General features: G+C 68.6%; 18 protein-coding genes. 12 read left to right on the forward strand and 6 right to left on the reverse strand.

Features of this window, described 5'->3' with window-relative positions; genetic code table 11:
- Window positions 1-35: 35 nt before the first annotated feature.
- Window positions 36-1,445, reverse strand: a complete 1,410-nt coding sequence (locus tag V5F26_RS16560; RefSeq protein WP_394947366.1) for an FAD-binding oxidoreductase/lyase — start codon at window positions 1,443-1,445, stop codon at window positions 36-38.
- 276 nt (window positions 1,446-1,721) lie between these two features.
- On the opposite strand from V5F26_RS16560, the gene V5F26_RS16565 reads away from it, so the two are divergent.
- From V5F26_RS16565 to V5F26_RS16575, 3 genes are read left to right on the forward strand one after another with little or no spacing between them, the layout of a single operon-like run.
- Entirely contained in the window at window positions 1,722-2,243 is a 522-nt protein-coding gene (locus V5F26_RS16565) for a SixA phosphatase family protein (protein WP_234052297.1), read from the forward strand.
- Between the two features lie 4 nt (window positions 2,244-2,247).
- The gene (locus V5F26_RS16570) at window positions 2,248-3,708 is read left to right on the forward strand and encodes a YcjX family GTP-binding protein (protein ID WP_394055216.1); all 1,461 of its coding nucleotides are present in this window, start codon (window positions 2,248-2,250) and stop codon (window positions 3,706-3,708) included.
- A gap of 52 nt (window positions 3,709-3,760) precedes the next feature.
- Entirely contained in the window at window positions 3,761-4,801 is a 1,041-nt protein-coding gene (locus V5F26_RS16575) for a YcjF family protein (RefSeq protein ID WP_394947365.1), read from the forward strand.
- 1,022 nt (window positions 4,802-5,823) lie between these two features.
- Here the strand turns inward: V5F26_RS16575 and V5F26_RS16580 are convergent.
- Together V5F26_RS16580 and phaC are read right to left on the reverse strand one after the other, a co-directional pair.
- The gene (locus V5F26_RS16580; protein WP_394947364.1) at window positions 5,824-6,414 is read right to left on the reverse strand and encodes a hypothetical protein; all 591 of its coding nucleotides are present in this window, start codon (window positions 6,412-6,414) and stop codon (window positions 5,824-5,826) included.
- Between the two features lie 337 nt (window positions 6,415-6,751).
- Entirely contained in the window at window positions 6,752-8,650 is a 1,899-nt protein-coding gene (phaC, locus tag V5F26_RS16585; protein WP_394947363.1) for a class I poly(R)-hydroxyalkanoic acid synthase, read from the reverse strand.
- Window positions 8,651-8,975: 325 nt separating this feature from the next.
- Here phaC and V5F26_RS16590 point away from each other — a divergent pair, with 325 nt between their 5' ends.
- From V5F26_RS16590 to V5F26_RS16615, 6 genes are all read left to right on the forward strand, one after another.
- Entirely contained in the window at window positions 8,976-9,347 is a 372-nt protein-coding gene (locus V5F26_RS16590) for a hypothetical protein (RefSeq protein WP_234052302.1), read from the forward strand.
- A 140-nt stretch (window positions 9,348-9,487) separates the two neighbouring features.
- On the forward strand, window positions 9,488-10,708 hold the full coding sequence (locus tag V5F26_RS16595; RefSeq protein WP_234052303.1) for an LL-diaminopimelate aminotransferase: 1,221 nt from the start codon (window positions 9,488-9,490) through the stop codon (window positions 10,706-10,708).
- An 82-nt stretch (window positions 10,709-10,790) separates the two neighbouring features.
- A complete protein-coding gene (locus V5F26_RS16600; protein ID WP_394055223.1) occupies window positions 10,791-12,095 on the forward strand; it encodes a homoserine dehydrogenase in 1,305 nt (434 codons plus the stop codon).
- A 45-nt stretch (window positions 12,096-12,140) separates the two neighbouring features.
- Complete coding sequence (glpX, locus tag V5F26_RS16605; RefSeq protein WP_394055225.1) at window positions 12,141-13,127, forward strand: class II fructose-bisphosphatase; 987 nt, start codon at window positions 12,141-12,143, stop codon at window positions 13,125-13,127.
- A gap of 120 nt (window positions 13,128-13,247) precedes the next feature.
- The gene (gene argC / locus V5F26_RS16610) at window positions 13,248-14,300 is read left to right on the forward strand and encodes an N-acetyl-gamma-glutamyl-phosphate reductase (protein ID WP_234052306.1); all 1,053 of its coding nucleotides are present in this window, start codon (window positions 13,248-13,250) and stop codon (window positions 14,298-14,300) included.
- A 250-nt stretch (window positions 14,301-14,550) separates the two neighbouring features.
- Complete coding sequence (locus tag V5F26_RS16615) at window positions 14,551-15,942, forward strand: GntP family permease (protein ID WP_394947362.1); 1,392 nt, start codon at window positions 14,551-14,553, stop codon at window positions 15,940-15,942.
- 56 nt (window positions 15,943-15,998) lie between these two features.
- Here V5F26_RS16615 and V5F26_RS16620 read toward each other — a convergent pair whose 3' ends face one another.
- The 3 genes from V5F26_RS16620 to V5F26_RS16630 form a co-directional block, all read right to left on the reverse strand.
- Window positions 15,999-16,685, reverse strand: a complete 687-nt coding sequence (locus tag V5F26_RS16620; RefSeq protein ID WP_394947361.1) for a YoaK family protein — start codon at window positions 16,683-16,685, stop codon at window positions 15,999-16,001.
- Window positions 16,686-17,253: 568 nt separating this feature from the next.
- A complete protein-coding gene (gene recJ / locus V5F26_RS16625) occupies window positions 17,254-19,074 on the reverse strand; it encodes a single-stranded-DNA-specific exonuclease RecJ (RefSeq protein ID WP_394947360.1) in 1,821 nt (606 codons plus the stop codon).
- 56 nt (window positions 19,075-19,130) lie between these two features.
- Window positions 19,131-20,381 carry an MgtC/SapB family protein gene (locus V5F26_RS16630; RefSeq protein ID WP_394947359.1) on the reverse strand — a complete coding sequence of 417 codons (1,251 nt, stop codon included), beginning with the start codon at window positions 20,379-20,381 and terminating at the stop codon, window positions 19,131-19,133.
- A gap of 333 nt (window positions 20,382-20,714) precedes the next feature.
- On the opposite strand from V5F26_RS16630, the gene parE reads away from it, so the two are divergent.
- The 3 genes from parE to V5F26_RS16645 all read left to right on the forward strand — a co-directional run bounded on the left by parE (window position 20,715) and on the right by V5F26_RS16645 (window position 25,475).
- Window positions 20,715-22,754 (forward strand): DNA topoisomerase IV subunit B, encoded by a 2,040-nt coding sequence (gene parE, locus V5F26_RS16635; protein WP_394055234.1) that lies wholly within the window; start codon window positions 20,715-20,717, stop codon window positions 22,752-22,754.
- A 209-nt stretch (window positions 22,755-22,963) separates the two neighbouring features.
- On the forward strand, window positions 22,964-24,394 hold the full coding sequence (locus V5F26_RS16640; protein ID WP_394947358.1) for a DEAD/DEAH box helicase: 1,431 nt from the start codon (window positions 22,964-22,966) through the stop codon (window positions 24,392-24,394).
- Between the two features lie 118 nt (window positions 24,395-24,512).
- On the forward strand, window positions 24,513-25,475 hold the full coding sequence (locus tag V5F26_RS16645; RefSeq protein ID WP_394947357.1) for an alpha/beta hydrolase: 963 nt from the start codon (window positions 24,513-24,515) through the stop codon (window positions 25,473-25,475).
- Window positions 25,476-25,763: the final 288 nt, after the last annotated feature.

Raw genomic sequence — 25,763 nt, forward strand, 5'->3', positions numbered from 1 at the left:
CGGGATTTTCCCCAGCGGCATGCGCGCGGACAGGCTCACGGGCCGGGCGGCTGCCCACCGGTTCCGCCGGCCAGCCGCGCCACCGCCCGCACCGCACCGCGAAACGCCGCCGCCACGGCGCCCAGGCCGCGTGGAGGCGGAGCCGCGCCAGCATCAGCCTGCGGCCCTTCGCCCGCAGGACCGGCAGGCGAAGCACCGGCCGGCAGCTCATCGGCCACATGTCGCCGCCAATAGCCCGCGATCGCGCTCAGGCGCGACACTGGCTTGGTGCCCGCCGGCTCCAGGCCGAAGGCACTGAACAGGCGGATGCTGTCATCCCGGTCCAGAATCGCACGTCCGATCAGGTCCGCGCCCAGGATGCCGTGGCCCAGCTCGTCTCCCCCAAGGGTGACACAATACCACACCCCCTTTTCGCCCTCCTGGATGAGAGGCATGCGGCGTCGGGTGGGCGCGAGGGTGACGCCGTGGCTGCTTTCGGCAAGGGCATCGCGAATGCCGGCCGCCACCGCGACTCCGTGGCGGCGCAGCACCCGCGCGGCGCCGCTGCGGCTGCGCACCCGCGTGGCCGTTTCTGCGGCGATGGCGAGGCGGTCCTTGTCCCAATGCCAGCGCAGGCCGGTGCCGCCCACTTCCTCCACCACGCCGGCATAGGCCACGTCGGCGCCGGAGACGTGGAAACGGCCGCTGACCCAGGGCGTGGGCACCAGGCTCGGCGACAGCTCGGGAGCGAGGCGGGCCAGGGCCTCCGATCCGCTGAACACCACCTGGAAGGCGCGCACCTTCAGCTGCGGCGTCGTCACATATTTCCGCAGCCCGTGAACATCCGCCGCCAACGCCGTGGGCCGGGGCATGATGGTGAGCTCCCCCTCCCCCGCCGCGGCCGCGAGCGCATCACGGAAGGCGGCGGCATCCAGCCGGTGGGCGGGCACCAGCCCCAGCCCGGAGACGAACGCCGGCGTGCCCAGCAAGGCGTGCAGGTCCTCCGCCTCCAGCAACACGCTCGAATCGGACACCAGGGTTTCGCGCGCCGCGTGTTCCGCGGCCATCCGCCCCGCCTCGTGGGCGCGCGCAACCGCCATCCGCCCCTTGGGGCCGAGGGACAGGCCGGCCTCCTGCGCGATCAGCAGCCCGCGGCGGACCGCGTTGACGGAGAGCGCGTAAATCTCGGCGGCATCGGGCTGGCCCACCCGCGCGATGAGATCGAGGGCGGAAAGGCCGAAGCCCGGCGCCAGCGCCGCATCCAGCCCCAGCACCCGCGTCTCGCCCGGGGTGGGGAAAAGCACCACCTCCTGCCCGCGTGCCGCGAGGTCGCAGGCCAGGAGCAGGCCCGCCGCATCGTCGCCGACGATGCACACATCGCAATCGCGCGTGGGCATGAGGGCGGCGGCCCGTCCCGGCTTGGATGCCGGCGACGCGGCGGCGGACTGCGGATCGGGTCCCATCATGACACCTCGCGGATTCGGACCGTCAGGGAATCTTCGCCATCGGCGGACGTGCGCCCCCACAAGCGGGATGGCGCAGACGCGGCGAGGGGCTCGAAGTCTGCCCCAATTCTCCCGCGACTGCCTTGAAAAACCCTTGCCGCCGCTGCGGAAAGGCGTGGATTGGCCGAGCGTTACCACAGTGCGGCACCGCGTGACGCTCGGGCGCGGGGGGCGTGGGTTGCGGTGCAACGGAAGGCCCGGCATAAGGGGCCCAGTCCAAAAGTCGCTGGTCGTCACATGCGCCGTCTCATCCTGCTGCGTCACGCGAAGTCCGACTGGCCCGACGGGGTCGCCGACCAGGAACGCCCGCTGGCGGCGCGCGGCCGCAGCGCCGCGCCGCGCATGGGCCTCTACATGTCGCAGCAAGGCCTGGTCGCGGACCGGGTCCTCATTTCCCCCGCCCGACGCACCCGCGAAACCTGGGAGCTGGTGAGCGCGCAGATGCCGCCCGTGCCCACGGTGGCGAGCGAGCCGCGCATCTATGATGCCAGCGCCACCCGCCTGCTGGCCCTGGTGCGCGAGCAGCCCCGGCAGATCCACACCCTCATGCTGATTGGGCACAATCCCGGCCTCGAGGATCTGGCCGCCACCCTGGTGGCCAACGGCGCTTCGCCAGACATCGAGAAGCTGCGGGAGAAATTCCCCACCGGTGCCCTGGCTGTCATCGACCTGCCAGTGGATGACTGGGACGCCACCGCCCCCGGCAGCGGCCGGCTCGACCGCTTCATCATTCCCCGCGACATGTCGGGAGGCGCCTGACCCGATGCTGGGCCTCACCCGCGCCATCGAGGACGCACGCATCGCGCTCGCGACCCTGGCCGACCGGGTGGAGGGCCTCGCGCACCCCACGCTGCGCCTGGGCGTCACCGGCCTCTCGCGCTCGGGCAAGACCATTTTCACCACCGCTTTGGTCCACGCTTTGATGCGTGGCGGGCGGCTGCCGGTATTCGAGGCGCTGCAATCAGGCCGCATCGCCCGCGCCGCGCTGGAGCCTCAGCCCGACGACGCGGTGCCGCGCTTCGCCTATGAGGCTCACCTGTCCACCCTTTCCGCCGACCGCGCATGGCCCGCCTCCACCACGCGGGTGAGCGAGCTGCGCCTTGCGCTGCGCTATGCGCCGCCGCGCGGTGGCGAGCGCACCTTGACCCTCGATCTGGTGGACTATCCCGGCGAATGGCTGCTGGACCTGCCGCTGCTCGACATGACCTATGCCGACTTCGCGCGCCAGAGCCTCGATCTGGCGCGCGCGCCCGCCCGTGCCAGCGTGGCCGGCCCCTTCCTGGCGGCGGTGGAAGCCGGCCGCGCCGATGCGGTGGCCGACGAGGCGCAGGCGCGTGAGCTGGCAGCGCGTTTCACAGCCTACCTTGCCGCCTGCCGCACTGAGAAGCTGGCCATGAGCCTTTTGCCCCCCGGCCGCTTCCTCATGCCCGGCGACCTTGAGGGCTCGCCGGCCCTCACCTTCGCGCCCGTGGACCCGCCGGCCCTCGGCACCATGGCCACCGGCTCCCTGGGCGCCATGATGGAGCGGCGCTTCGAGGCCTATAAGAACGCGGTGGTGCGGCCATTCTTCCGCAACCACTTCGCGCGGCTCGACCGGCAGATCGTGCTGGTGGACGCTCTTTCGGCGCTGAATGCCGGCCCGGCGGCGCTCGCGGACCTTGAGCGCGCGCTCGATGGAATCCTGGCGGCCTTCCGCACCGGCCGCAACAGCCTTGTCAGTGCCCTATTCCGGCCGCGCATCGAAAAGGTGCTGTTCGCCGCCACCAAGGCGGACCATCTCCACCATTCCAGCCACGACCGGCTGGAAGCCATCCTCTCGCGACTCGTGGAGCGCGCGCGGGAGCGGGCGCACGAGCACGGCGCGGCCCTCGACGTGGTGGCCCTAGCCGCCATCCGCGCCACCCGCGAAGCCCGCGTGCGGCGCGATGGCGACGAGCTGGACGCCATTGTCGGCACCCCCGAGAAGGGGCAGGAGGTGGCGGGCCACGTGTTCGATGGCGAGGAAGAGGTGGCGGTTTTCCCCGGCGACCTGCCGGAAAACCCGGACACCCTCTTTGACCCCGCCGGCACCGGCTTTCGCGGGCTCGCCTCCGCCCAAGTGGATGAGGCCGACTTCCGCTTCCTGAAGTTCCGCCCGCCGGCCGGCATTGGCGGCGGCGGCCCCATTCCCCATATTCGCCTGGACCGGGCGCTCGAATTCCTGCTGGGGGACCGACTGGCGTGACGGCCGGGGGCCGCGCCCCTTTCGCGACGCGCCGAGCCCAGAGGGAGAGGAAATGACCGACGAGAGCGCGAGCCCGCAACGTCCCCAGCGCAGGCCGCAGGTCTTCAAGCTCGACGACAATGCCACCCGCATCACCCTAGCCGCGCCCGAGCCGGAACCGGACAACGGCGCCACGGAGGGCCTGCCCGAGCCGGCGCGTGGCCCCGCCCGCCGCGCCTCCCGTTTCGGTATGAGCCTTGGCGGGCTGTTCTGGACCGCAGCCGGCGGCGTCGCGAGTCTCGCCCTCTATGCGGGCTTGAGCCGGCTGGTCAGCGATCTTTATGCGCAGTCGCCGGTGCTGGGCTATGTGGCCCTGGCGCTCGCGGTCGCGCTGGTGGCGGCGGGCACGGTCATCCTCGCGCGCGAAGGCATCGGCCTCGCGCGGCTGGCCCATCTCGACCGGGTGCGCGAGAAGGCGGCCGACGCGTTGGCCCGCGACGATCGGGCCCTGGCCGAAAGCGTCGCCCGTGACATGCTCCGCGTGACGGCCGGGCAGCCCACCCTGGCGCGCGCGCGAAACGAACTGGAAGGCCATCTCGGCGGCATCATCGATGGTGCCGACCTGGTGCGCCTCACCGAGCGCACGCTTCTGCCCGCCCTCGACGCCCGCGCCCGGCAGATGGTGTCGGAGGCAGCCAAGAACGTCTCCGTGGTCACCGCCGTTTCGCCCCGCGCGCTGGTGGATCTCGCCTTCGTGCTGTTTACCGCGGTCTCGCTCATGCGGCGGCTGGCGCAGCTCTATGGCGGGCGGCCCGGAGCGCTGGGCATGGTGCGGCTGGTGCGCCACGTGCTCGGCCATCTCGCCATCACCGGCGGCATGGCGGCCGGGGACACGCTGGTTCAGCAGATCATTGGGCAGGGCCTGGCGGCGCGGCTCTCGGCCAAGCTGGGTGAAGGCGTGGTGAATGGACTGCTCACGGCGCGGCTGGGTCTTGCCGCCATCGCCGTCACACGCCCCCTGCCCTTCACCGCCCTGCCGGCCCCCCGCCTTGCAGACGTCGCCACGGGCCTGCTGCGCAAGGCGGAAGAGGAAGAACGCAAGGCCCAAGGGTGACCGCGCGGCTTTGCCTTGCCCGCGCCCCCCTCACGGACCTTGTCACAGATCAGCCAGTCGAAGCAGCAAGAGGGAAAGACCCCGGCGAGGCCGGCGCTTGCCGGCACCGCCGTTCCACACGCCGCCGGTCGGCGCCCTGCCAACGCCACGCCTTTGCGAAAGTGACCAAAGGCCGCTGCGCTGGGCGGGAGGCGAAGACCGCAAGACCCCAGGACATGGCGAGGATGCCCCTTGCCGGCGCCGCCAGCCCGCGCCCGTTCCTTCAGCACCCTGCCTGCGGCACGCCTTGCCGATGTGACCGCCGGCCTGCGGCGCAAAGCAAAAGAGGAGGGCACCAGGGTTGAATGCGACGCGGCGGCACCCGCATTGCCAATGCACGCCCGGGTGCTTCGCCGTCCCCTATCGCGCAGAGCTGGCGACGAGCCGGATGCTTCAGGCGGAAGGCGAAGAATGCAAAGCTCAGGCACGGGCGCGAGGCCGGGGGCTTGCCATCACTGCCGTCAGCGCTCCTGCCGTCCGGCGCGCTGTCGACGCCCCGCCGCGCGAGGCAGGGGGAAGAGCATTGAGCCCAGGGGAACGGCAGGACTGAAGCTTGCCGCCATCTCCGACACGCCACGGCCCTTGGCCCACCGGACACCGCCACGAACCTCGACAGAGGCCGCAGCGCGAGACCAAAGGCAAGGCACCACGCTCAGGCATAACGACGCGGCCGGGGCCTGCCGGCAGCGCCACTCCGCCTCGCACCGGCCCTCCGTCGCCATTTGGCGTGCCCGCCCAATACACTGCCACGCCCTGCGGATGCGGAAGCGTGAGGCCCCAGGGACGCTCCCGCCGGCGCCTTCGATGGCCGCAAAGCTGCGGGCGGGTTCGGTCGCTTGGAGACCAGCGGCCACGGATGCCATGGCGTGTGAGTTGGCGTCCTCATCGCGCGCGAGCCGGTGTCGCCTTCACTCGCAGCAGCTCGGCGTCCGTGCTCAGGCCAACGACGGCTCGCGGCGCACCCATCGGGCGGGCGGGGGGCATCAGCCCGGCAGCAGATGCGCCGGCAGCGCGTCGAGGCGGTAGCGCAGGGGGCGGTTGCGCACCAGCGTCTCCAGGGTGGGCCAGGCCACCACGACGGATAGCAGGCCGATGATTCCCGCCGTGCTCCATTGCCCCTGAAAGGCCGCGAAGCCGACCACCACCAGCAGGCCGACCGCCGCCACCAGCCCCAGCCCCACCATCAGCCCCCAGCGCAGAGGGCCATATCCGCCCCGGCACTCCACCGGAACCTTCTCCGCCTCGAGCGCCCCATGGAGCGCCCGCACGAAGCGGGTGTAATCGGGCCCCTGGTCCCGCACCGCCGTCAGCGAGGTCCGCGAGGCGGAAGCCGCCACCAGCCGCGAGCCCTCGCGCCCCAGAATCTCCAGCTCGAACGTGGCGCTGGCGAATTTGGCCGGCTGGAAGCGCAGGTTCAGCCGCGCGATATCCGCGAGCCGCAGCCGCCCCTCGCGCGGGCCAACCAGCCATTGCAGAGCATCATCCGCCAGCGTCAGCTGAACCCCAGCGCCACCGAGGCGGGGATGATAGGAATAGGTGGTGGGTTCGGACGACCCGCCGCACACATCACTCATGGCTTGCTCACGCCCCTCCCTGTGCCGCCTGTTTCCGCGAATGGCGCCGTGAGCGCAAGGGCGGACCGAGGAAGATCCCGCCTGCCGCGCCGTTGCGCGACACCTCGGGCCAGGCGCTCCAGCGGGCAGCATGTCTTTCCGCGCGCCGCGCTGCCCCAGGGCGTGGCCAGGGGGACGGTTTGCGCGGTTCGCCTGCAATGGGAACCGCCCCCGTCCGCAGCCGAATACCCCAGCGCAAGCCTGCTCTTTCGCGAAGGTCCAGGGGGTCCCGGAAACAAAAGCGCCGCGCCCCCAGGGGGAGCGCGGCGCGCCGGCTCGAAAGACGACGGGCCAGAGATCAGGAGCGTTCCTTCACATAGCGGCCCGGCGCGTCCTCGATGGCGGTGAGGCGGCCACCGCCGACCTCGCGGGCGGGAACCTCATCCGGGTGCCAGGACGAGAACCAGTTCAGCCAATCCGGCCACCAGGAACCCTTATGCTCCTGCGCGCCCTCCATCCACAGGTCGAAATCGGGGCCGATGGGGCCGTCGGACCAGTATTGGTACTTGTTCTTCACCGGCGGGTTCACCACGCCGGCAATATGGCCCGAGCCCGCCAGCACATAGCGCACCGGACCGGACAGCAGGTTGGCCCCCACATAGACCGACTTCGGCGGCGCGATGTGGTCTTCGCGCGTCGCCAGCGAGTAGACCGGGATCGTCACCTTGTGCATGTCCAGCTTCACGCCCGCGAGCTCGGCCTTGCCCTTGGCGATGTTGTTGGAGAGGTAGCAGTTGCGCAGATAATAGGAATGGTTCGCCGCCGGCATGCGGGTGGAGTCCGCATTCCAGTAGAGCAGATCGAACGGAAACGGCGCCTTGCCCTTCATGTAGTTGTTCACCACATAGGGCCAGATGAGATCATTGGAGCGCAGCATGTTGAAGGCGGAGGCCATCTTGCTGCCTTCCAGGTAGCCCATCTGCTTCATCTTGCGTTCCATGACCGCAAGCTGATCCTCATCCACGAAAACCTTGAGATCGCCCGCATGGGTGAAGTCGATCTGGGTGGTCAGGAAGGTGGTGGAGGTGATGCGGTCGTCGCCCGTCTCGGCCATATAAGCGAGCGTGCAGGCCAGCAGCGTGCCGCCCACACAATAGCCCACGGTGTGCACCCGCCGCTCGCCCGAGGCAATGGCGACCGTGTCCAGCGCGGCCATGATGCCGTCGCGCATGTAATCGTCGAAGCCCTTGGCCACGAGACGGGCATCGGGATTGACCCAGGAGATGGTGAAGACCGTAACGCCGTGGTCCACCAGCCACTTGATGAGCGACTTCTCGGGATTGAGATCGAGAATGTAGAACTTGTTGATCCAGGGCGGCACGATCAGCACCGGCGTTTTCTTCACGCTGGCCGTCGTGGGCGAATACTGGATGAGCTGCATCAGCTCGTTTTCGAAGATCACCTTGCCGGGGGTGAGCGCCAGATTGCGCCCCACCTCGAAGGCGGTCATGTCGGTCTGGCGGATCTTCAAGGTGCCGCCACCCTCGTTGAGATCCTCCGCCAGGTTGCGCATGCCCTTCACCAGGTTTTCGCCGGAGGAGGACAGGGTTTCGCGGATCAGCTCGGGATTGGTCAGCACGAAGTTCGACGGCGAGACCGCGTTGGAGATCTGCTTGACCAGGAACTCGGCCTTGTGGCGCACATGGGGGTCGAGGCCCTCGGCCTCGCTCACCATGTCGTTGGCCCAGTTGGAGGTCACGAGATAGGCCTGCTTCAGGGCGTCGAAAATGGGGCTCTCGCGCCAACCCTCGTCCTTGAAGCGCGCATCCTTGGGGTCGGGAGCCGCCACCGGCTGGGGCTCCTCGCCCGCCAGCTTCTTCATGGTGTTGGCCCACACCGACAGGTAGCCGCCCATCAGGCGCGTCTGCGCCTCCACCACCCGCTGGGGATCGGCCATCCAATATTCGGCCACGTGGCCCACGGTCTTCAGTGCGTCGGCGATGTCGTCGGCGAGATCATCGGCGCGGCCGGCCTCGCGCGGAGCGAGATAGGCCGCCACCGCCTTGCCGCTCTCCTCCACCAGCTGGGCAAGGTTGTGGGCGAAGACCTCCACATTGAGGCTCTTCTCCCCCTCGCTCGCGGGGGCGGCGGGCTTCGCCGGCGGGGCCGCGGGCGCAGCCTCCACCGGCGGCGCGGACGAGGCCGCGCCGGGAGCCGGCTCAGAAGGCGGTGCGGACGGGGCGGCTGAACTGGTCATGTCACGCTCCATGGGGCTGCATCCCTGAATTGCAACCATTGCGGGAGAGACGTGGAGGCCGGAACCCGGAGGCTCCGTTACGGCAATCGAATCCGCGCGCGCGCCTGTGGAAGGCGGCTCGCGGACCGGCGATATCTTGATTCTTGGTGTTCCCTCGCCTGCGGACATTCCTCCATCCCCTTATTGCGCTCCGCTTTTTTAGCGGACTTCGGTGTCGCGTGTTTCGCGTTTTGGATTTTTGCGCATATTAGCGGACGAACGGACCCGGATCGAGCCTCGCGGGACTACGGAGGCCAGCAACAACCCCAGGGATTCGCGTGCATTCATGTCCATGATGCGTCCCCGCAAGCGGACCTGCCCATCCCTTCGCTCCCCCGTGCGGCCGGCTTTCGGCCTTCTGGCGCGGAGCGCCTTCGCGGCGTCCATGCTGGCGGCGGCCGCCGGGCTGAGCGCCTGCTCCGGCGACTCGACGCTGACACTGCCTGTTCCGCCCCATCCGGACGTACCGGAAGTTGCCCATGATTCCTACCCCACCATCGGCGCCACGCCCCACACCGGAAGACCGGCCCTGAACGAGGCCCAGAGGGCCCGCCTGCAGGGCGACCTGGAGCGTGCTTCCAAGACCAACTCGGCCAAGGCGCAGGCCGCCGCGCAGGCGTCCACGCCCGCAGCCGAGCCCCAGCCCGCCACCAACTGACCCGACCCGATTTGACCCGACACGCGCATCTTCGCCCCGAAACCATCGCAATCATTGCTTCTTGATTTCGCGAAGAGTGCTAAAACACCCGTCCGCCGCGCCGGGAGACACATGCTGCGCGGCACCCTGGAGCCAATGAGATGACCACCGATTTCCACCGCATTCGCCGGCTGCCGCCCTACGTGTTCGAGCAAGTGAACCGTGTGAAGGCCGCCGCTCGCAATGCCGGGGTGGACATCATCGACCTCGGCATGGGCAATCCGGACCTCGAAGCGCCGGCGCACGTGATCGAAAAGCTCAAGGAAACCATCGGTAAGCCGCGCACCGATCGCTATTCCGCCTCCAAGGGCATTCCCGGGCTGCGCAAGGCGCAGGCCGCCTATTACGAGCGCCGGTTCGGCGTGAAGCTCAATCCCGATACCCAGGTGGTCGCCACGCTGGGTTCGAAGGAAGGCTTCGCCAATATGGCGCAGGCCATCACCGCGCCGGGCGACGTGATTCTCACGCCGAATCCCTCCTACCCCATTCACGCCTTCGGCTTCCTGATGGCGGGCGGCGTCATCCGCTCGGTGCCGGTGGAGCCGGGGCCGGAATTTTTCCACGCCATGGAACGGGCGGTGAAGCACTCCATCCCCAAGCCCATCGCCGTGGTGCTGTGCTATCCCTCCAACCCCACGGCCTGCGTGGCGGATCTGGAATTCTACAAGGACGTGGTGGCCTTCGCGAAGAAGAACGAGCTGATCGTTCTCTCCGACCTTGCCTATGCCGAGCTGTATTATGACGGCAACCCGCCTCCCTCCGTGCTGCAGGTGCCGGGCGCCATGGACGTGACGGTGGAGTTCACCTCCATGTCCAAGACCTATTCCATGGCCGGCTGGCGCATGGGCTTCGCGGTGGGCAATGAACGGCTCATCTCCGCGCTGTCGCGGGTGAAGTCCTATCTGGACTATGGCGCGTACACGCCGATCCAGGTGGCGGCCACCGCCGCTCTCAACGGTCCGCAGGAGTGCGTGGCCGAAATGCGCGAGACCTATAAGAAGCGCCGGGATGCGCTGGTCGATGCGTTCGGCCGGGCGGGCTTCCCCGTCCCCTCGCCGAAGGCCTCCATGTTCGCGTGGGCGCCCATTCCCGAACCGTTCCGGGCAATGGGCTCGGTGGAATTCGCCAAGCTGCTGATCGAGAAGGCGGAAGTGGCGGTGGCGCCGGGCGTGGGCTTCGGTGAGCACGGCGACGACTATGTGCGCATCGCGGTGGTGGAGAATGAGCAGCGCATCCGCCAGGCGGCGCGCAACATCCGCCGCTTCTTCGACCAGGCCGGCCACACCCTGCACAATGTGGTCCCGCTGAGCGCCGCGCTCTGAAAGAGCCCCCGCAGCCACTTATCCAGACATCACGCCCGCCTCGCGCGGGCGTCCTGTTCCCAGGAAAGAACCGGTCCGATCCATGAGCGATTTGAAAGTGGGCCTCGCCGGCCTTGGCACCGTCGGGGCCGCCGTCATCCGCATGCTCGAACGGCGCGCGGGTGACCTTTTCGCGCGCACCGGCCGCGGCATCAAGGTGGTGGCCGTCGCCGCGCGCGACCGGACCAAGGATCGCGGCGTCGATCTCTCCGGCGTGCGCTGGTACGAGGACCCGGTGGAACTGGCCCGCGATCCGGACATCGACGTGTTCGTGGAGCTCATGGGCGGGTCGGACGATCCGGCCAAGGCTGCGGTGATCGCGGCGCTGGAGCGCGGCCGTCCGGTGGTGACCGCCAACAAGGCCCTGCTCGCCAAATGGGGCGCCGACCTCGCCCGCATCGCGGAAAACTCCGGCGCCAGCCTGCATTTCGAGGCGGCGGTGGCGGGCGGCATCCCGATCGTGAAAACCCTGCGCGAATCGCTCGCAGGCAATGTGGTGGAGCGGGTTTCCGGCATCCTCAACGGCACCTGCAACTACATGCTCACCCGCATGGCCGACGAGAAGATCTCGTTCCAGGACTGCCTGGCCGAGGCCCAGCGCCTAGGCTATGCGGAGGCCGACCCCACCTTCGACATTGACGGCTTCGACACCGCCCACAAGCTGGCCATCCTCACCTCGCTGGCCTTCGGCACCCAGGTGGACGCCGACGCCATCTATGTGGAGGGCATCCGCCAGCTTACGCTGGAGGACCTCGAGGCCGCCGACGACCTCGGCTACAAGGTGAAGCTGCTGGGTGTCGCCCTGCGCACAGAGACCGGCATCGAGCAGCGCGTGCATCCCACCATGGTCCCCAAGCACTGGCCCATCGCCCAGGTTTCCGGTGTCACCAACGCGGTGGCGGTGGACGCGGACGCGGTGAGCCTGACCCTGGTGGGCCCCGGCGCCGGCGGCGATGCCACCGCCTCGGCGGTGGTGGGCGATCTGGCCGATGTGGCCCGCGGCGTGGCCGGCTTCGTGTTCGGCATGCCGGTGGCGACCCTGATGAAGCCCGAGCGGGCGCCCATGCAGCGCCATGAAGGCGGCTATTACATCCGCCTCTCGGTGGTGAACAAGCCGGGCACCGCCGCCACCATCGCGCGCCGCATGGCCGACGAGGGCATTTCGCTCGAATCGATCGTGCAGCGCCGTCCTGAAGGACAACAGGGTGAGGCCGCGCAGGGGACGGCGCGCGTCATCCTGATCACCTACGCAACGTCGGAAGAAGCCGTGCGGCGCGCCATCGCCGCCATCGAGGCGGATGGGGTGGTGAACGCACTGCCGCAAGTGATCCGCATCGAGAAGGATTGAGGCCAGAAGGACAACACCATGTGCGCCGCCCCCCTGCACGAGAGAATGCCTCAAGTCCTCGATCGCCGTCTGGCCCTCGACCTTGCCCAGATCACCGAGCGCTGCGCCGTCGCCGCCGCGCGCCTGCGTGGCCGCGGTGACGAACAGGAAGCCGACCTGGCGGCCATGGCGGCCTGCTGGCGCGAGCTGCAGACCGTTCCCGTCAATGGCACCGTCGTCATCGGCGAAGGCGCGAAGGGAGAGGTCGAGCACCTGTTCGTGGGTGAGACCTTCGGTGCTGGCGGCGAGGGCGACAACGCCACCGTGGACCTCGCGGTGGATGCGCTTGAAGGCTCCACCCTGTGCGCCAAGAACATGGAGGGCTCCATCTCGGTGCTCGCCATCGCGGAGGCGGATTCGCTGCTGAAGGTGCCGCCCGTCTATATGGAGAAGCTGGCCATCGGCCCCGGCTATCCCGACGGCATCGTCTCCCTCTCCCGCCCGCCCGAGGAGAATGTGCAGGCCCTGGCCGAGGCGAAGGGCGTGCCGACCTCCGAAATCACCGCGCTCATCCTCGACCGCCCGCGCCATGCGCCCCTCATCGAGGCGGTGCGCAAGACCGGGGCGGCCATCAAGCTCATCACCGACGGTGACGTGGCCGGCATCATCCACACCACCAATCCCGAGGAAAGCGGGGTGGATATCTATCTCGGCCTCGGCGGCGCGGCGGAAGGCGTGCTGGCGGCGGCGGCGCTGCGCTGCATCGGCGGCCAGATGCAGGGCCGGCTCGTGCTGGACACCGAAAGGAAGCGCGAGCAGGCCAAGGCGCTGGGCATCCGCGACGGCTCCAAGATCTATCACCTCGAGGAAATGGTGCGGGGCGATTGCCTCGTCTCCGCCACCGGCGTCACCGACGGCGCGCTCCTCAAGGGCGTGCGCTTCGACCGCGAGGTGATCGAGACCGACACCATCGTGCTGCGGGCCGCCACCGGCACCGTGCGCCGCATCACCACCGAGCATCGCGACTTCCGCAAGTTCCGCTTCGCGGAGTAGAAGCGAGCCCCGATACCGCCGGCCGGCGGGTGTCTTTTCCCTGATACGGGATGGGTGTAGAGACCGTCGCCGCACGAAAGCCGCCCCTACCGGGGCGCGCGGCGATGTCAGGAGAGGAAGATGGCGGACGCAAAGGCAAGGATCGCGGTTCTCGGTGCCTCTGGCTACACCGGTTCCGAGCTGGTGCGCCTGCTGCTGCGCCATCCGCGTGTGGAGATCGTCGCCCTGACCGCCGACCGCAAGGCCGGCCTGTCCATGGCCGACGTGTTCCCGCAGTTCGCGCCCTTCCCGCTGCCCAAGCTGGTCACCATCGATGCGGTGGACTTCAGCGCGGTAGATCTCGTCTTCTGCGCCCTGCCCCACGGCACGACGCAGGAAGTCATCAAGAAGGTGCTCGAAAGCTCCTCCACGGTGAAGGTGGTGGACCTGTCCGCCGACTTCCGCCTGAAGGACCCGGGCGCCTACGAGCAGTGGTACGGCCACCCCCACAGCGCCCTCGACCTGCAGCAGGAGGCGGTGTTCGGCCTCGTGGAGATCTATCGCGACGACATCCGCAAGGCGCGGCTGGTGGCCAATCCGGGCTGCCACACCACCACGTCGATCCTGCCGGTGGTGCCGCTCCTGGAAGCCGGCGCCATCGACCCCGAATCCATCGTGATCGATTCCAAGACCGGCATGTCCGGCGCCGGCCGCTCGGCCAAGGAAGCCATGCTGTTCTCCGAGGTGTCGGAGGGCATCCATGCCTATTCCGTGGGCTCGCACCGGCACATGGCCGAGCTGGACCAGGAATATTCCAAGGCCGCCGGGCGGCAGGTGGTCCCCATGTTCGTGCCGGTGCTGGCACCCATGAACCGGGGCATCTACGCCACCATCTACGTGCGCACCACGGGCGCCACCGCCGAGGACCTGCACAAGCTCATCTCGGCCTATTACAAGGGCGAGACCTTCGTGCACGTGCTGCCCTTCGGAGCGGTGCCGCAGTCCCGCCACGTGCGCGGCTCCAACATGGTGTTCATCGGCGTGGTGGCCGACCGGGTGAGCGGGCGCGCTATCATCCTTTCCACCCTGGACAACCTGGTGAAGGGCGCCTCCGGCCAGGCGGTGCAGAACATGAACCTCGTTCTGGGCTTCCCCGAAGCCATGGGGCTGGAGCAGATCGCCCTCATGCCGTGAGTCTTCTCACGCATCTCTGACCTGACGACAACCGCCCGCGGCCGCGCCGGGGCGGTTGTTTCGTCTTCAGCAGGCAATCCCAAGGGGCTCTTGCCGTTGCGGAATCATTACCAAATCGTAAATATCCCGGTGGATATCCACCCAAAGCGAGTCGCTGCCCGATTTATGGCAGGGTAGCTTCCCCATGCCGGTGCATGCACTGGCATAGAGGTTCGACGTTCCCTCCATTCTTTTGCTGGATCCAACGCCGATGAGCTTCATCATCTGCCTTGCGGCGCTCTTCTTCCTGATGTTCGTGGCCTATCGCGGCTTCAGCGTCATCCTGTTTGCCCCGGTCGCCGCCATTGGCGCGGTGCTCCTGACGGACCCTGGTGCGGTTCCGGTCATCTTTTCCGGCCTGTTCATGGAAAAGATGGTGGGCTTCATCAAGCTCTACTTCCCCGTGTTCCTGCTCGGCGCCGTGTTCGGCAAGCTCATCGAGCTGTCGGGCTTCTCGCGGTCCATCGTGTCCGCCATCGTGAAGCTGCTGGGCCCCTCGCGCGCCATCCTGTCCATCGTGCTGGTGGGCGCGCTGCTCACCTATGGCGGCGTGTCGCTGTTCGTGGTGGTGTTCGCGGTCTATCCCTTCGGCGCGGAAATGTTCCGCCAGGTGGGCATTCCGAAGCGGCTCCTGCCGGCGGTGGTGGCGCTGGGCGCCTTCTCCTTCACCATGGATACGCTGCCGGGTACCCCGCAGATCCAGAACATCATCCCCACCACCTTCTTCAAGACCACCGCCTATGCGGCGCCGATCCTCGGCTTCGTGGGCACGGCCTTCATTTTGGTGGTCGGCCTCTCCTATCTGGAGTTCCGCCGCAAGCAGGCCCAGAAGAAGGGTGAGGGCTACGGCACCGGCCACATCAACGAAGTGGTGGTGGACGAAAGCGTGCCGCTGGTGTCCCCCTGGCTGGCGCTGCTGCCGCTGGTGGTGGTGGGCATCGCCAACCTGGTGTTCGCGCGCCTCATCCCAACCTGGTATGAAACTACCGCCTCCGTCACCCTTACCGAGGGTGGCCATGCGGTGAGCGTGTCGACCGCCAGCTGGGCCGCCATCTGGTCGGTGCAGGCAGCATTGCTGCTGGGCATCGTCACGGTGCTGCTGTTCGCCTTCAAGCCCATCGCCGGCAAGTTCGCGGGCGGCTCGAAGGATGCCGTGGGCGGCGCGCTGCTCGCCAGCCTGAACACCGCCACGGAGTACGGCTTCGGCGCCGTCATCGCGGCGCTGCCGGGCTTCCTCGTCATCAAGAACGCCCTCTCGGCCATCCCGAACCCGCTTGTCAACGAGGCGATCACGGTCACCACCCTGGCCGGCATCACGGGTTCGGCCTCGGGCGGCCTGTCCATCGCGCTGGCAGCCATGTCGGAGCAGTTCATCGCCCAGGCCCATGCCTACGGCATTCCGCTGGAAGTGATGAGCCGCGTGGCCTCCATGGCCTCCGGCGGCATGGACACCCTGCCCCATAACGGAGCGGTCATCACCCTTCTGGCGGTGACGGGCCTCACCCACCGCCAGTCCTATGGCGACATCTTCGCCATCACCATCATCAAGACGCTGGCGGTGTTCTTCGTCATCGGCTTCTACTGGTTCACCGGCCTCTACTGAGCCTGCCGAACCCCAAAAAAAGACCCCGCGCGCCACCCGGCCCGCGGGGTTTTTCTTTATCCGGCCGCCGCTTTCTCCCGATCCGCCGGCAGGCAAAAGATCTCCGCCACCGCCACCAAGGGCGGCACCAGCATGCACCACATGCCCACCATCAGATAAAGGAAGGCCGCGAGCCCGCACCCGCCCACGAAGCCGAGGAAATTGGCGCCGAACCGCCGCAGCCGCTCGCGGTGCACATGCCGCTCGGCGCCGGGATGGGGCCAGAGCAGATTGGAGCCGTCTACCAGCAGCTGGGTGATGGTGCCGGTGACCATGGTGGAGGGCGGCAGATCCTTCAGATGGGTGCGATGCAAAGCGTTCTGCACCGCCATGGCACTCACCAGAGTCATGCCCGTCATGAGGGCGCTCGGCGCACTGGGATCGGGAAACGGCCCGATCGCGATGGCGACCAGGGCCGCATGGGCGAGCAACACCAGCTTGCCCGCCATCAGAATGCGGAAATCGCTCTGCCCCCGCACGGCCATGGCCCGGCCCAGCAGATGCGCCGCCACCACGACGATGGCGAAGACCGGCATGGCGATGACCTTGCCCACCTCCGGCGCATGCCCCTGCGCCAGCGCCGCCGAGAAGGTGACGATATTGCCCGTGACATGGGCGGTGAACAGGCCACCCAAGGCGACGAAGCCGGCCGTATCCACGAAGCCGGCATTGAAACACAACAGGATCGGCAACCACCGGCTCACGCTGGCATCCCCCGGGAATCGCATCACGGCGCATGATGCACGGCCGGCACGGGATACAAGCGACGATCTTTGGTGCCATCCCGCCGGAGGAGCCGGCAGCCGACCTCGGCCACGTCCTTGATCCATAACGAAACGCGTGCTTCGCCCGGTCAGGCCTCCGGCTCCAGGGAACAGGCCGCATGCAGCGGCCACCAGCCTACCGCCAGCAGAGCCCACCGCCGCCCTTCAGCCCAGCTCCGGGAGGTCCGTGATGCGCAGGGAGACGCGGGTCTCGCCCTGCCAGGTCTCCGGCCCCAGGAACCGACCACATGCAGTCCCGCCCGCGTGCCGCCAGCACGGCTCGGCGCAACAGCAGATTTTGGGATCACCCCGGAGGGCGGCGGACGCCCTGTGGCCCAGCTCCGGGACGTCATAGATATGCAGGGAAACGTGCGGCTCGCCCTGCCACAGGTTGCCGGTCTTTGGAGCGAGCGACATTAAAATAGCGCCTGCCTGTCCCCCCAGCAGAGCCCGGCCCAACGGCAGCTTCCGGCGCCATCCCGGCGCGCGGTGGGCCGGCAGCCGGCCTTCAGGCCACTTCCGCCACGTCCTTGATGCGCAGGGAGACGCGAGTCTCGCCCTGCCATGTCTCCGGCTCCAGGGAACCGGCCACATGCAGCGGCCGCCCGCGGGCCGCCAGCAGGGCCCGGCCCAGCGGTTCTTCCGCCACGCGGAAGGCGATCGCCTTCAGGCTCGACCCATCGCCGGACATCAGCCGCGCCCGCACATGGCCGGCGCCGAAGCTCTCCACATAGGAGAGCTTATGGTTGGGAAAGGCGAACACCGGCTCCGGATTGCCAGCGCCGAACGGGCCGGCGCGGGCGACAGTTTCGGCCAACGCCGGCGTCGCCGCTGCGGCGGTCAGGGCACCGTCCACGGTCAGGGCCCCCTCGGCCCGCGAGCGCTCCACATCGGCACCGAGCCGCTCTTCCAGATGGGCGCGCAGATCGCCGAGCCGAGCGCGCTCCACCGTCAGGCCGGCTGCCATGGCGTGGCCGCCGCCCTTCACGAGAAGCCCCTTCTCCACCGCCTCGCGGACGGCGCGGCCGAGATCCACCCCGGGCACGGAGCGGCCCGAGCCGGTGCCGGTGGCGCCATTGAGCGCGATGGCGAAAGCGGGGCGCTGGAAACGCTCCTTCAGGCGCGAGGCGACGAGGCCCACCACGCCGGGGTGCCAGCCCTCCCCGCTCACCACCACCACGGGGCCCTCGTCGTGAAGGCCGAGGGCCGCCTGCGCTTCCGCCTCGGCGGCGGCGACGATGGCGCGCTCCACCTCCTGGCGCTCGCTATTCAGGCGGTTCAGCTCGGTGGCGATGGTCTTCGCCTCCATGGGATCCTGGGTGAGCAGCAGCCGAGCACCAAGCGCCGCATCGCCGATGCGCCCGCCCGCATTGATGCGCGGGCCAAGGATGAAGCCGAGATGATAGGGCCGCGGCGGCCCATCCAGCCGCGCCACGTCCATCAGCGCGGTGAGGCCCAGCCGGCCACGTCGGCGCAGGGCGATAAGGCCCTTGGTGACAAACGCCCGGTTGAGGCCGGTGAGGGGCACCACGTCCGCCACCGTGGCCAGGGCCACGAGGTCCAGCGCCTCCAGCAGATCCGGCGCTGGCCGGTCGGTCCCGAAATGCCCGGCCTGCCGCAGCGCCCGCACCAGCCCCACGGCGGTGATGAAGGTGAGCCCCGCAGCGCACACATGGCCGAGACCGGAAAGGTCGTCCTCCCGGTTCGGATTCACGATGGCCTGGGCGGGCGGCAGCGCCTCGCTGGCCTGGTGATGGTCGATCACCACCACGTCCATGCCCAACCGGCGGGCGGCGGCCAGCGGCTCGATGGAGGTGGTGCCGCAATCCACCGTCACCAGCAGCTTCACGCCCTCGGCGGCCAGGGCCTCGATGGCCGGCACATTGGGGCCGTAGCCTTCATAGATGCGGTCGGGAATATGAAAGAGCGGGTCGAGCCCCGCCTGCCGCAGCAGCCCCACTAGCAGCGCCGTGGAGCATGCGCCATCCACGTCATAGTCCCCGAACACCGCCACCTTCTCGCTGCGGGTGACGGCATAAGCGAGCCGTGCCACCGCAGGCGCCATGTCGGTGAGGGTATCGGGATCAGGCAGAAGGGTGCGCAAAGCGGGATCGAGATAGGTCTCGACGTCCTCCAGGGCGACGCCCCGCCCGGCGAGCACGCGGGCGAGCAGGTCGCTCACACCGTAGCGTTGGGCCATGGCGAGGGCCGTCTGTGCGCCGCGCACATCCAGCCGCTCCCGCCAGGCGCGGCCGGTGGCGGATTGGGAGACGTTGAGGAAGGGTCGATTCGTCAGGGCGATATTCACCGGCTCATGAAGCCAGAGCATCAGGGCGTCGTCGAGGCTTCAGGGCGCAAGCCCTCCATGCGCGAGCTCGGCTGCGCTTAGAACAGCCGCAGCGCCAGCAGCACCACCAGCGCGGCGAGCGCGGCGATGAGGGTGGCGACCGCGAAGCGCACCGTGAACGACCGCGTGCCCCCGGCGGCCGCGAACAGCACGCGACCCACGCCATTCATGCCCAGGGCAATGAGGATGCATAGGGCCGCCCCTTCCATGGAAAGGCCATTGCCGGCGAGCCGCGTCGCGTTCAGGGACGGCACATCCACGTCCACGAGGCCAGCCACCGCGCTCACCAGATAGAGGCTGTCCGGCCCCACCGCCTTCAGCAGGAACCCGCTCAGCAGCGACACGGTGCCGAACAGGGCCGCGAACGCCGCCAGCGGGCCAATATCAATGGGGTTGCCGAGATTGGCCTCGCCCCGCGCACCGGCGCCCCGCCGCATCATCACCGCCCCTGGAATGCCGAAGCCGGCGGCCGCCGCCAGGGCCGGCGGGCCCAGATGCAGCAGCAGTTCAGGGCGCACCACGGCGCAGATGACCAGCACACGCAGCACCGAGACCATGGCCGCCAGCGCCGCGCCTCCCGCCAGCAGACCCGAGGGCTCACCCGCCGTGGAGCGCCGCGCGAAGGCGATGGCAACCGCTGTGGATGACACCATGGCGCCGCCCACGGCGGAAAAGAGAATGCCCTTCTCGGGCCCCGCCACCTTCACCGCCACATAGCCCGCAAAGGAGATGGTGGCCGTGAGCACCATGAACAGCCAGATCTGGCGCGGGTTCAGGCTGTGGAAGGGGTCGATGGTGTGATCCGGCAGCAGCGGGAGCACGATGACGGTCATCACCAGCAGCAGCAGCGCGGAGCGCAGCTCGGGCCAGGTCAGGCGCCGCACCAGGCGGTGCAGCCCCTCCCGCTCCGCCAGCAAGGCGGTGACGGCAATGGCGCCGGCGGCGGCGACCTCCGTATCGTCCACCACCGCGAGCGCGCCCAGCGCGAATACAAGGATGGCGGCGACGATGCCCGTGATGCTGTAATCGTTATCGCGCAGCATCTCGCGATATTTGAAGACCGCGAACAGCGTGCTGGCAGCGAGACCCGCCACGATCAGCAATGCCGGGCTCTCCAGCGCCTGGGACAAGGCCGCGCTGACGCCGCCGAGCAGGCCCACAAGCGCATAGGTGCGGATGCCGGCGGTGCGGCTGCCCTCCTCCTCCTTGCGCTCGCGCCACCCACGCTCGACCCCCACCAAGAGGCCGATGGCAAGGGAGACGGCGAGATGGAAAATCAGGTGGTCCATGGTGTCCGGCCCATTCGCGCGGCGACTCCGCCCGGCGCGATCCTAGAGAGTTTTCCGGCGAAGTGGACACCGGTTCACATGAAGAAAACGCGACAGCCCAATAAGCTAGGCCACGCCCACGCCCGGGTACCGGGAAACGAGCCGGCCGTCCGCCGTGGCGCGCGAAGTCCGCCTCTGCGCCCCCATCGCCCCCTCTTCCACAGAGGTGGCGGAGGCGGACATGTTGCCATTCTGTTCCCCTTCCGCTCCAGCTCTGGCAAGATGGGGCAACCCTGGCCGCGGGCCGCGCACGATTCGCGTGCGCGCTCGCTTATGCTCTGCTATCGACCATCCATGTCCGATACCGATGATCTCTTCGGCTCCGCCGGCCGTCCGCGCTCCTCGTCCAAGGCTTCCGGCCGGACGAAGGCCACCACCGTCCCCACCATGGCTTCCGACTACACCGCCGCCCACATCGAGGTGCTGGAGGGTCTGGAACCGGTGCGCCGGCGACCGGGCATGTATATCGGCGGCACGGATTCCAAGGCGCTGCACCACCTGTTCGCGGAGGTGGTGGACAATTCCATGGACGAGGCGGTGGCCGGCCACGCCTCCTTCATCGAAGTGCAGCTCGCCACCGACGGCTACCTGACCGTGATTGACAACGGGCGCGGTATTCCGGTGGAGGACCACCCCAAGTTTCCCGGCAAGTCGGCGCTGGAGGTCATCATGACCACCCTGCATGCCGGCGGAAAGTTCGACAGCAAGGTCTACGAGACCTCCGGCGGCCTGCACGGCGTGGGCGTGTCGGTGGTGAACGCGCTCTCCGACCACCTCGAGGTGGAGGTGGCGCGCGACCAGACCCTTTATCGCCAGCGCTTCTCCAAGGGCGTGGCCGAAGGGCCGGTGGAAAAGGTCGGGCGCATCACCAACCGGCGCGGCACCAAGGTGCGCTTTCACCCTGACCCGGAAATCTTCGGCCCCGGCGCACATTTCGATCCCGGCCGGGTGTTCCGCATGGCGCGCTCCAAGGCCTATCTGTTCGGCGGCGTGGAAATCCGCTGGTCGTGCGATCCGGAGCTGCTGAAGGGCGTCGATGGCGTTCCGGAAAAGACGGTGTTCCGCTTCCCCGGCGGCCTGCGCGACTATCTCGCCTCCGACCTTGAAGGGCAGACCCTGGTGCATCCGGACATCTTCTCCGGGCGCATCCAGAAGCCCGGCGGCCACGGTTCGGTGGAATGGGCGGTGGCCTGGGTGGCGGACGGCGACGGCTCCATCGCCTCTTACTGTAATACCATTCCCACGCCGGACGGCGGCACCCATGAGAATGGCCTGCGCGCGGTGCTGCTCAAGGGCCTGAAGGACCATGCCGACCGCTCCGGCCAGGGCAAGCGCGGCTCGGTCATCACCGGCGACGATGTGAGCACGGGCTGCGTCGCCATGCTCTCCGTGTTCGTGCGCGAGCCCGAATTCCAGGGCCAGACCAAGGACCGGCTTGCCACGACGGAAGCCGCCCGCATCGTGGAAAGCGCGCTGCGCGACCCCTTCGACCACTGGCTGGCGGCCAATCCGAACCAGGCGAGCCGGCTGCTCGAGCACGTCATCGACCGGGCCGAGGAACGCCTGCGCCGCAAGCAGGAGCGGGAGATTTCCCGCAAGACCGCGGTGCGCAAGCTGCGCCTGCCCGGCAAGCTGGCCGACTGCTCCAACACCGAGGCCGCGGGTTCCGAACTGTTCATCGTGGAGGGCGATTCGGCCGGCGGCTCCGCCAAGCAGGCGCGCGACCGCAAGACGCAGGCGGTGCTGCCCCTGCGCGGCAAGATCCTGAACGTGGCCAGCGCCGGCCGGGACAAGCTGGCCCAGAACCAGCAGATTTCGGACCTCACCCAGGCGCTGGGCTGCGGCACCACATCAACTTACCGTGATACCGACCTGCGCTATGAGAAGGTCATCATCATGACCGACGCAGACGTGGACGGGGCGCATATCGCCTCCCTTCTCGTCACCTATTTCTTCCGGCAGATGCCGAAATTGATCGAAGGCGGCCATCTTTATCTTGCGGTGCCGCCGCTCTACCGCATCACCCAGGGCGCCAAGACCCTTTATGCGCGCGACGATGCCCACAAGGAAAAGCTGCTGAAGAAGGAGTTTACCGGCAAGGGCAAGGTGGAGGTGGGCCGCTTCAAGGGCCTGGGCGAAATGATGCCGGCCCAGCTCAAGGAAACCACCATGGACCCCAAGACGCGCACGCTCCAGCGCGTTAGGATCGAGGACGCCGAGCGCGCAGCCACCGTCGACATCGTGGAACGGCTGATGGGCAACAAGCCGGAGGCCCGCTTCACCTTCATTTCCGAGCACGCCGCCTTCGCCGACGAGGACCTGCTCGACATTTGAGGGCGCCGACGCGCCGCGCCACGCCCGCCGCCACGCCTCACGCAAACGTAAGGCAGACGTATACATTGACATGTCGGCGGTTTTACATATGTTGCTGATCGTCGTCCGAGTTATGTCGAATCCAAGCGCGCCGACCGACGACCACTCGTCTGAGCCCGTACGGCACGGGACGTTCGATCAGCGGCGCGCCGCCGCATCCAAAAGATGCAATGTCATTTTCCGAACTCGGCCTGAGCGAGAAGGTTCTCGCGGCTGTCGCCGACACGGGCTACACAAAGCCCACACCCATTCAGGCCCAGGCCATTCCCGAGGTTCTGGCGCGCCGAGATGTGCTCGGTATTGCGCAGACGGGCACCGGCAAGACTGCGGCCTTCACCCTTCCCATGCTGACGCTCCTCGAACAGGGCCGCGCTCGGGCACGCATGCCCCGCACCCTGATCCTCGAGCCGACGCGCGAGCTTGCCGCACAGGTCGAAGAGAACTTCACCCGCTACGGCAAGAACCACAAGCTGAACGTGGCGCTGCTCATCGGCGGCGTTTCGTTCGGCGACCAGGACTCCAAGCTCCTGCGCGGCGTTGACGTGCTCATCGCCACCCCCGGCCGCCTGCTCGACCATGTGGAGCGCGGCCGGCTCCTGCTCTCCGGCATCGAGGTGCTCGTCATCGACGAGGCCGACCGCATGCTGGACATGGGCTTCATCCCGGACATCGAGCGCATCTGCAAGCTCGTGCCCTTCACCCGCCAGACCCTGTTCTTCTCGGCCACCATGCCGCCGGAGATCCAGCGGCTGGTCGACCAGTTCCTGTCGAGCCCGGTGCGCATCGAGGTGGCCAAGCCCTCCTCCACCGCCTCCACGGTGACACAGCTCCTGGTCGCCTCCGGCAAGGAGGATTGGGAGAAGCGCGACGTGCTGCGCGGCCTCATCCGCGGCAGCGAAAACCTGCAGAACGGCATCATCTTCTGCAATCGCAAGCGCGATGTGGCGGTGCTGCATCGCTCGCTGCAGAAGCACGGCTTCAATGCCGTGGCACTGCACGGCGACATGGACCAGCACGCCCGCATCAAGGCCCTCGACTCCTTCCGCAACGGCGAAGCCACCTTGCTGGTGGCATCCGACGTGGCGGCGCGCGGCCTGGATATTCCCGCGGTGGGCCACGTCTTCAATTATGACGTGCCCCACCATGCCGAAGATTATGTCCACCGCATCGGCCGTACCGGCCGCGCCGGGCGCTCCGGCGTCGCCTATACGCTGGTGACCCACTCGGACGCCAAGTCGCTGGCCGCCATCGAGAAGCTCATCGGCAATTCCATTCCCTGGCAGGGCGAGCCCCTGGGCGAAGCCCCGCCGCGGGAAAAGCGGGAGAGCCGCGAGCGTGAGGACGGCCGCCTGCGTGGCAAGCGCAAGGTGGAAAAGGAAGGCCGCAGCTCTCCCCGTCGCGAACGCGAGAAGGAGCCGCGGCCGGACAAGGAACCGCGCGTCGAGGAGCAGCCTCGCGCCGAGCGTCCGCGCCGGCCCCAGCGTGAAGAGGCCGCCGAGGCCCGCCCGCCGCGCCGCGAACGCGCGCCGGCGAACGAACCGGCGGACATGTCCCACCTGCCCGCCTTCCTCCTGCGCCCGGTGCGCGTGAAGGCGAGCTGAACGCACTCCGCCCCGCCGTGCTCCCTCGGGCCATGGCGGGGTTTTCCATTCCGGCCCCGCCGCACCTCACGACCTGCCCCGGGCACACATCGGGGCTGGCGGCGACAGAAGGAGCGCAATGGGGCAACAGCTTTTCCGCGCCTTCGCCGTAGCGCTGCTGCTCGGCCTGTCGCTCCTCTCCCCTGCCCGCGCCGAGATGACGTTCACAGAACGCGAACTGGCCAACGGCCCATTACGCGGCACACTCACCCTGCCCTCGCAGGGCGAGGTCACGGCCGCCGCCCTGGTCCTCTCCGGGTCGGGCCCTGTCGATCGTGACGGCAACCTTCCCCACGCCCGCAATGACAGCCTGAAGGCCCTGGCCCGCGGGCTTGCGGCCCATGGCATCGCCACCTTGCGGGTCGACAAGCGCGGCATCGGCGCCAGCGGCGTGACGCGGGAAGAGGATCTGCGCTTCACAACCTATGTGACCGATGCCCAGTCCTGGCTCGCGATCCTGAAGGCGTGGCAGTGGCCGGCGGGCCATGCGCCGCCGCTCTTCCTCATCGGCCACAGCGAGGGCGCCCTGGTGGCCACCCTCGCGGCCCAGGGCACTTCGGTGACGGGTCTGGTGCTGATCGCCGGGGCCGGAGAGCCGGCCGGTGCCCTGCTCGAACGACAGCTCGCCGCAGCGGAACTGCCGCAGGCGCTCCACGCCCAGTCCCACCGCATCTTGGAAAGCCTGCTCCGCCAGTCGCCGGTGGCGGATGTGCCGCCGGAGCTGTTCGCACTCTATCGGCCCAGCGTGCAGGGCTATCTGATGTCCTGGCTGCCGCTTGACCCGGCGGCGGAGCTTGCGAAGGTCAGCGCGCCGGTGCTTGTGGTTCAAGGCACCACCGACCTCCAGGTTTCACCCGAGGACGCCGGTCGCCTCACGGCAGCCCGGCCGGGCGCGCGACAGACGCGGATCGAAGGTATGAACCATGTGCTTAAGCTTGCCCCGCCCGACCGTGGCGCGAACCTCGCCACCTATGCGATGCCCGATCTGCCGCTGGCCCCCGGCCTCATCCCCGCCATCGTGACGTTCATGGACGCATCCTAAGGCGCGCCCGGCGCCCAGTGAGCCGCCGCCGGGCCGCGCTTCCACGGCACGCTCTCCGCTCACGCCAACGCCCCGTATGCTTGCTGCCTCCAGCGGATGGCCTGTATTCGGGCCTCGGCCGGCCATCTACACGTCCGGCTCGCCAAGGCGCACGGCTCCGCCCGCTGCGCGGCCTTGTTCGCCCCCTGTTCGAAGCGGCTGCAAACGATGTCCGCGCGCGAGCGAATGCGCATCTCCTACATAAGATCGGCCAATGTCCGACGCATTGAGCTGGCGCGCGCTCTTCGC

The sequence above is a fragment of the Xanthobacter variabilis genome, from assembly GCF_043831965.2.
Lineage (GTDB): Bacteria > Pseudomonadota > Alphaproteobacteria > Rhizobiales > Xanthobacteraceae > Xanthobacter.

What these genes read in the sequence shown, in the direction of transcription:
- V5F26_RS16560 (WP_394947366.1), bottom strand. Translation starts at nt 1,445, where the DNA reads ATGATGGGACCCGATCCGCAGTCCGCCGCCGCGTCGCCGGCATCCAAG.
- V5F26_RS16565 (WP_234052297.1), top strand. Translation starts at nt 1,722, where the DNA reads ATGCGCCGTCTCATCCTGCTGCGTCACGCGAAGTCCGACTGGCCCGAC.
- V5F26_RS16570 (WP_394055216.1), top strand. Translation starts at nt 2,248, where the DNA reads ATGCTGGGCCTCACCCGCGCCATCGAGGACGCACGCATCGCGCTCGCG.
- V5F26_RS16575 (WP_394947365.1), top strand. Translation starts at nt 3,761, where the DNA reads ATGACCGACGAGAGCGCGAGCCCGCAACGTCCCCAGCGCAGGCCGCAG.
- V5F26_RS16580 (WP_394947364.1), bottom strand. Translation starts at nt 6,414, where the DNA reads ATGAGTGATGTGTGCGGCGGGTCGTCCGAACCCACCACCTATTCCTAT.
- phaC (WP_394947363.1), bottom strand. Translation starts at nt 8,650, where the DNA reads ATGACCAGTTCAGCCGCCCCGTCCGCACCGCCTTCTGAGCCGGCTCCC.
- V5F26_RS16590 (WP_234052302.1), top strand. Translation starts at nt 8,976, where the DNA reads ATGTCCATGATGCGTCCCCGCAAGCGGACCTGCCCATCCCTTCGCTCC.
- V5F26_RS16595 (WP_234052303.1), top strand. Translation starts at nt 9,488, where the DNA reads ATGACCACCGATTTCCACCGCATTCGCCGGCTGCCGCCCTACGTGTTC.
- V5F26_RS16600 (WP_394055223.1), top strand. Translation starts at nt 10,791, where the DNA reads ATGAGCGATTTGAAAGTGGGCCTCGCCGGCCTTGGCACCGTCGGGGCC.
- glpX (WP_394055225.1), top strand. Translation starts at nt 12,141, where the DNA reads ATGCCTCAAGTCCTCGATCGCCGTCTGGCCCTCGACCTTGCCCAGATC.
- argC (WP_234052306.1), top strand. Translation starts at nt 13,248, where the DNA reads ATGGCGGACGCAAAGGCAAGGATCGCGGTTCTCGGTGCCTCTGGCTAC.
- V5F26_RS16615 (WP_394947362.1), top strand. Translation starts at nt 14,551, where the DNA reads ATGAGCTTCATCATCTGCCTTGCGGCGCTCTTCTTCCTGATGTTCGTG.
- recJ (WP_394947360.1), bottom strand. Translation starts at nt 19,074, where the DNA reads ATGCTCTGGCTTCATGAGCCGGTGAATATCGCCCTGACGAATCGACCC.
- V5F26_RS16630 (WP_394947359.1), bottom strand. Translation starts at nt 20,381, where the DNA reads ATGGACCACCTGATTTTCCATCTCGCCGTCTCCCTTGCCATCGGCCTC.
- parE (WP_394055234.1), top strand. Translation starts at nt 20,715, where the DNA reads ATGTCCGATACCGATGATCTCTTCGGCTCCGCCGGCCGTCCGCGCTCC.
- V5F26_RS16640 (WP_394947358.1), top strand. Translation starts at nt 22,964, where the DNA reads ATGTCATTTTCCGAACTCGGCCTGAGCGAGAAGGTTCTCGCGGCTGTC.
- V5F26_RS16645 (WP_394947357.1), top strand. Translation starts at nt 24,513, where the DNA reads ATGGGGCAACAGCTTTTCCGCGCCTTCGCCGTAGCGCTGCTGCTCGGC.